Source organism: Nitratireductor lacus (genome assembly GCF_056431025.1).
Genome location: NZ_JBWKMB010000042.1, coordinates 1 through 7,189 on the forward strand (window position 1 = coordinate 1; position 7,189 = coordinate 7,189).

3 protein-coding genes and 1 pseudogene are annotated in these 7,189 nt (G+C 59.5%); all 4 read left to right on the forward strand.

Going from position 1 to position 7,189, the window contains the following annotated elements:
• The first annotated feature begins 216 nt into the window (after positions 1 to 216).
• Positions 217 to 4,005, forward strand: a complete 3,789-nt coding sequence (locus AC07E3_RS21080) for an EF-hand domain-containing protein (RefSeq protein WP_478364652.1) — start codon at positions 217 to 219, stop codon at positions 4,003 to 4,005.
• A 71-nt stretch (positions 4,006 to 4,076) separates the two neighbouring features.
• Positions 4,077 to 4,496, forward strand: coding sequence for a hypothetical protein (locus AC07E3_RS21085; protein WP_478364654.1), 420 nt, complete (start codon positions 4,077 to 4,079; stop codon positions 4,494 to 4,496).
• 92 nt (positions 4,497 to 4,588) lie between these two features.
• Entirely contained in the window at positions 4,589 to 6,772 is a 2,184-nt protein-coding gene (locus tag AC07E3_RS21090; RefSeq protein WP_478364656.1) for a type I secretion system permease/ATPase, read from the forward strand.
• Positions 6,769 to 7,189: pseudogene (locus tag AC07E3_RS21095) on the forward strand (hypothetical protein); the annotation flags it as partial. The gene AC07E3_RS21090 and the pseudogene AC07E3_RS21095, both read left to right, overlap by 4 nt.

The following is a 7,189-nucleotide window of genomic DNA, read 5'->3' on the forward strand; positions in this document are numbered from 1 at the left end:
AGCAAGCTCCCACCTGTCCCCGACATCATCCGCAATGATGCGGGTTCTGCGGTAAAGGACGGCGGTCAGACCTATGGCGGCTGGGGCGGTGCGTTCTACTACTGGAACACGCCCCTGTCGGACATCCCCGGCGACACGGTGGGCAAATGTATCACAGATAACGGTGCCGACTACGAAAAATTCCTCGCCACGACCGCCAAGACGGTCGTGCAGGTGATGGCCAAGCACGGTATTGCAAACCCGGCCCAGGCGCTGGAACAGCTTGCCACGGCGATGGATGCCCAGGCGCCGGACGCGGTCAAGGCGGCTATCGTAAACCGCGCGCTCGAGGCACTGACCGAGGGCAAGGGGTTCGAGGGCGATCCGAATGCGATCGATGGCTACAGGCCCGTATTCGGTGATGGCGGCAAGGTTCTCGGCTGGCAGAGGCAGGACAAGAACGGCCATCTGAAGGCGATCACGGATACGGGCAAGCTCGAAGAGCTGAACGAGCGGCGCAAAGCCCGGCTCGATCATGGTATTGACCATTCTTGGCAGAAGCCGAGCCCGGGACAGCCCGATTCTGTCATCAAGCTGGACGATGGCACCACCATCAGCATCCGCAAAGGCGATGATGGGAAGGTGGTCTCCAAATCGGTCGCCAATCCGGATGGGACGCGGGTGGAGTCGGACTATGCGCCGAACGGCAATCTGGCAAAACAGAAGAGCATCGGTCCCAGTGGCGAGACGACGGTTCAGTATAATCCAGTGACGGGCAAGCCCGTCTCATCCGAAACGGTTGACAAGGATGGCCGCAAGGTCCGCGGACGGGAGTATGATGGTGAGGGGCGGGTCAAGACCGAGACGACGGTGCTTGATGGCGGCGGCTGGACGCAGAAGCGCTTCGACACGGAGAACAAGCATCCATGGAAGGAGCGCATAACCGGCTTCGACGGCAAGGGGTTTCCGACGCGGCAGAAGGCCCAGAATGACGACGGCACGGTAACGGACACACATTTCCAAGGCGGAAGGAAGTGGAAGGAAACCGCCACCCGCGGCGGGCGGCCCGTTTCGGAAGAGATGGTCAACAAGGACGGTTCGACGGTCACGAAGCAGTTCGACCCACGCACGGGCGAGGTGTTGCGGGAGGAAACGCTCAACGCGGACGGCACGAGGTCGGTGACGACCTACGATCCGGACAACAGACTGCCGCAACGGCAGGCCACGACCCATATCGACAAGGCCGGCAAGCCGCTGTCGGAAGAGGGCGTTCTCGACAATGGGGCACGCTACACCGCCAGATTCGACCCCGAGACCGGGCGGTCGGTGCGTGAGGTGATAACCCAGCCCGACGGCTCGGTCACGGAAAAGTCCTTCGACCCGCAGACGGGTCAGCTGACGTCGAAACGGTCCGTCAACGCCAAGGGCAGCATAACGCGCGAGGAAACGTTTAACGCGGACGGTACGGTCACGCAGCGATACATGGATGGTGACGGCAGGGTGACCGAGGAACTTGTCATGCGTGGTAATCAGCCTATTTCGCTGAAGACTGTCAGCGCAGACGGTTCGACAGTTACGAAGCAGTTCGACTCACGCACGGGCGAGGTGTTGCGCGAGGAAACGCGTGACAAGAGCGGCAGGCTGACGCGGGAGCGCAAATGGGACCGTGGCAACAAGGCCAAATGGTATGCTTCTGATCGGAATGTTGACCCGAGGAGCGGCAAGTCGACGAAACAGACCATCGTGAACGATGATGGCACGCGCCATGACATCCGTTTTGATGCCAAGGGCCATAAGACCTGGCAACGCAACACCAACAAGGATGGTGCGCACAGTGACTACAGCTTTGATGAGAAAAAGCAGATCATCGCGCGCAAGGATTATGACAAGGCCGGCAAGCCGACCAGATACACGCGCTGGGACCGCGACAACAAGAAGCCATGGAACCGCTATGAGCAGGATTTGAACGCAAAGGGCAAACGGACACGTCAAACCACTTACAACGACGATGGCTCACGCGTTGACTACACGTTCAATACCCGGAACCAGATTGTCACAAGGAAGGCTTACAACAAGGCCGGCAAGCTCACGACGTTGTCGGGTTGGGACCGTGCAAACAAGCACGGCTGGGAGCACTATGTCCGCAATTACAATAGCAAGGGCCAAAAAACCACACAGACCAACTACAATGACGACAAGACGCGTCACGAATACAGCTATGACAAGCGCGGCAAGGCGGTGCTCCAGCGCAAGCGCGACAAATCCGGCAAGGTGACGTGGGACCGCAAAGCCGAGGAGATGAAAAAGCAGCAGGCCGAGGCGGCCGCTGCTGAGAAGAAGCGCCATGAGGAAGCGGCTAGGAAGGCGGCGGCTGCAGAGAAATCCGATAAAAAGAGACAATTTAAGGAGCTCTTGAAAACGATCTTCGGCGGGTCCGGGTCCCTCCGCAGGCATGGGTCGCATCATCATGATCATGGCGGCCGCGATGGTTCTGGCCACAGAAATTTCAGCAACAGCCTGTTGGGTGGCAGAAGCGGTGGAGGCGGCCAATCCAGGCGCAGCAACAACTCAAAGGATGTTGTAAAGTCCGAAAGAGGCGGACTGGGTATTTCAGTAAATGGGGGTAAAAGCAAAGCCAGCGGATACACGAAAGACTTTCACAGGGATGGTTCCACGACCATGCGCTGGGACGATGGCATCGTCTCCCACTTTGATAAGAACGGCAACATGGTAAGCTCCAATTATGGGGGAAGAGGCGGCCGCGGTAAGGGTCATGGCCTGCTCGGCAGCCTGTTCGGTGGCGACCACAAAAGTGGCGGTGGGAGCCGCGGCGGCCGTGGCAGCAATCGTGGTCGGGGCAGCAGTATTTCACCGGGAGCACAGGCCGCAATCGATAGCGGCGGCGGCGGTCTGTACCCTATTGCCCTTGATCTCGACGGCGATGGCAAGATCGATGTGCGGCCGCTCGGCCCTGACACGAAACCCGGCCTCGACTGGAATGGCGACGGCGTGCCGGACAGGGCGGCGCGCATTGGCCCGGGCGACGGGCTTGTTGGCATTGACCTTGATGGCGATGGCACGCTGTCGGCTGAGGAGATGGATTTTGTCAGCCAACTCCACAGCCATGGCATCGATGCTGAGGGTCTCACCGATATGTCGGCCGCCAAAGAACTTTATGACAGCAATGGCAATGGCCAACTCGATGCGGACGACAAGGATTTTGGCAAGGCCCGCATCTGGCAAGATCTGGATCAGGACGGGGCGGTTGATCCAGGCGAGGTGAAGACGCTGGCAGAGGCCGGCATCGCGGCGATAGGCCTGGAGCCGAAGCCGGACGGAGCAAAAAAGTTTCCAGACGGCTCGGCCATTACCGGTACGAGCCGGTTCACCAGAACCGACAGTACAACGGGTCTGGCTGGCGATGTGCAATTTGCCGATGGCGACGGTGCGACGCCCCCCGCCGACGCAACGGCAAAGGCGGATGCCGGTGTATCTCCTACACCGGCGTCCGCACCCACATCGGCAAATCTGCCAACGGCGGCGGGCGATGCCTGGACCACAGCGTTTCTGCGAGACCTGCCCGGGGACACGATGGAAGCCAGGATGAAGGCTTTTGCGGACCGGCGCTACGAGGAAGCACTGGCCCGGCATGACATCGGTCACCTGGCCGAACCGCCAAACGGCCTGGTCGAATCCGGTCGCCTCGAGCGACTGGTCAATGCTGTCAAAAAGGCATTCGGCCAACCTGTGCCGTTGCCGCAATATCGCTACAATGGGCGTATCGCGGTGGGTGCAGCAACGCAGGCCGAGGCGGCTACCGTGATCGAAGCGTCGGATCGAGACGATGCGCGCAGGATGAACGCAATGGATGCGGCGCTGTGCCATCGACCTCCAGAAACTGCGATGGCCAATCTGGTTACGGCTGGACGGCGCACAGGCAGCCAATCGCTGACACAGCCAGCCGTCGACACAAGCGGCCGCATGATGGAAACCGCGTCTGCGTCAGGCCACAGCGTGTTCGGGTGAGCGCGATGTGGAACAGTGCGCTAGCGGTCAGAAATCAGTGCTGCAATGTGTGTCGGATTGGCACGGTCCTGGTGTTTACCAGTCTGTTCATGCCTGCCGCCATATATGCCGGCGAACGTATTTGCGACCATCGTGTGGCGGGCAACACGATTGGTGAGGTACGTGCTTGCGGTAGCCGTGAACCGGTCAATACGATCAACGAGATGTTTGACGCACTGTATGCCTGCTGGCAAGCGCCGCCTGGCAGCGCCGGCATGGGGATCACGCTTACCTTTGCCTTGCGCCGCGATGGCACAATGATTGCCGAACCACGCGTCACTTGGTCAAAACTAGAGGGGAATGAAGCTGTGAAACAGGCGTTTGCTGCGTCCGTTCTTGATGCGGTCGACCAGGCGCTTCCGCTTCCATTCACCGAAAGCATGGGCGGTGCGATTGCTGGCCGACCGCTTGCGCCAATATTCATCATTTGCCCGTCTTCACCCAACATCTGAAATTGGCTGATTTGCCTTCTCGCCCGCCTGAGCTTGTCGCGGTTGGCCTGCAGCAACACGCCTGATGTTTGATGCAATCTTATTGAACACAAATGAATGATCTTGTGCCCCAGAGCCCCAGAGAAATCGATTGTGGTCGCGCGACTGCCAGCGGGCTTGCGGCGGTGTGCTCACTTGCAAAGCATCGCGGTCTGTCGGTAGAGCCGTCACATCTGGTGCATCAATTGGGCGGTGGCATCTCCTGCATCCAGGACGTGTTGCGCGCACTAAAGCAGGTCGGGCTGAAAGCCCGATTGATCCAAACAACCAACAAACACCGCCTGCAGGCACTGCCGACGCCGGCCATCGTTGCTCTGCACAACGGCGCTTATGCGCTTTATCAAGGTTGGCAGGATAGTCGCTTTGTCCTCGCCGACCCGGTAGACGGAAGTATCGCCACGCTCACACTCGAAGAATGGCGAGGCGTCGTCGCCCCAAACATCGTCCTTGCCACACGGCGGGACCACACGGCCGTGCCCGGTGCCTTCGGATTCGGCTGGTTCCTGTCGTCGATCGTCCGTTATCGCGGCCCGCTTTCGCATGTTCTGATCGCCTCCTTTTTCGTGCAGATCTTCGCTCTTGTAACACCATTGTTCTTCCAGAATGTGATCGACAAGGTGCTGGGTCACCAGGCGTATTCGACGCTTTACCTCTTGACCTTCGGTATGGCGGTGCTGGCGCTGTTCGATGTGGCGTTGCAATATCTTCGCACCTATGCGCTCTCGCACACCTCCAACCGTATCGATGTTGAACTAGGCATGCAGCTTTTCGACCGGTTGCTGCGCCTGCCGCTTTCGTATTTTGAGACGCGGGCGGCTGGCCAGACGGTCGCGCGAGTGCGCGAATTGGACTCGATCAGAGAGTTTTTGACCGGCCAAGGCCTGTTCTCGGCCATTGATCTATTATTTACATTTGTCTTCATCGCGGTTTTATTTGCCTATTCGACGACACTCGCCTGGATCGTTGTTGCCTCGATCCCGTGCTACACACTGGTGGTGCTCCTCATTGTGCCGCCCTTGCGCCGCCGCATCGACGAGCAGTTCAACCGTGGCGCGGTCAGCCAGCAGTTCTTGGTCGAGACAGTGGTGGGGGTACAGGCGCTCAAAGCCGCTGCCGTCGAACCGGTGACGAAGAAGGAGTGGGGTGAGCGTTTGGCAGCTTATGTGAGTGCCGGCTTCAATACCACCATGTTGGCAGCCATCGGCCAGAACGCCATCCAGTTCATCAGCAAGATCCTGAAAACGGCCCTGCTTCTGTTTGGGGCGCAGTCCGTCATCAATGGCGATCTGACGGTCGGTGCTTTCATTGCCTTCAATATGATCGCTGACCAGGTGGTGCAGCCAATCTTGCGCCTGTCGCAACTGTGGCAGGACTTTCAGCAAGTACGCATCTCCATCGACCGGCTGGGCGATATCCTGAACGCGCCACCCGAGCCACGGCCTGAGCGGGCAGTCGCCCTGCCGCGGCCACGAGGCGCCATCGAGTTAAGAAACGTTTCCTTCCGCTACCAGCCAAATATGCCGGAAGCATTGAAGAATGTGTCGTTGGCTATTGCGCCCGGTGAGGTGCTCGGCATCGTCGGCCCGTCAGGCTCCGGAAAGTCGACGCTCACCAAGCTTGTGCAGCGATTTTATTCGCCCGACAGTGGGCGGGTCTTGATCGACGATCAAGACATCGCCCATGTCGATCCGGCTTGGCTGCGTTCGCAGGTTGGCTCGGTGCTGCAGGAGAACTGGCTGTTCAACAAGACGATTCACGAGAACATCGCGCTGGTCGATCCAACGATGGCGCGCGGCCATGTCGAAAACATCGCCCGGTTGGCCGGTGCTGAGGAATTCGTCGCAAGGTTGCCTGGCGGCTACGACACTATGATCGAGGAGCGCGGCGCCAATCTGTCGGGCGGCCAGCGCCAGCGGCTGGCGATAGCCCGGGCACTGGCCGCGGACCCGCCTATCCTGATCTTCGATGAGGCGACGAGCGCACTCGATTATGAGAGCGAGCGCATTATCCAGGACAATATGCGCGAGATCACCAAGGGGCGCACTGTTCTCATCATCGCCCACCGATTGGCAGCGGTGCGGCACTGTGATCGGATCGTCGGCATGGAAGACGGCTCTATTGTTGAAATCGGTACACATCAAGAGCTTCTGGCCCGCCCGGACGGGCTTTATGCCAAGTTATGGGCGCTGCAGTCGGATCGCGACGACACGGAGGATGCGTCGGAGGCAGTTCAATGATTGCACAGCCGTCACCACGCACCTATTGTCTGAATAGGGGTGATCTGGCCTTCAAGCCAGCAGAATTGGAAATCCTCGAGACGCCACCATCGCCGGTGAGTCTGATCCTGGTCGTTTTGATCTGCGCCCTTGTGGTGATCGCCCTCATCTGGGCCTATGTCGGGCGCATCGACATCATCGCCGCAGCGCCGGGCAAGGTCCGGCCGCTCGGTCACACCCGCATTGTGCAGGCGGAGGAACTGGGGCGGGTGCGCGCCTGGCATGTCACAAACGGTGTCCATGTCGCCAAGGGGCAGGTGTTGGTCGAGCTCGACCCCATCAGGGGAGTATCAGAATTTTCGTGTTTGGCCGGGCATAGTGGGAAGAAAGGAGAATGTTTCCCATGGCCCGACGCAAAGACCCTAAAATTCCTGATGC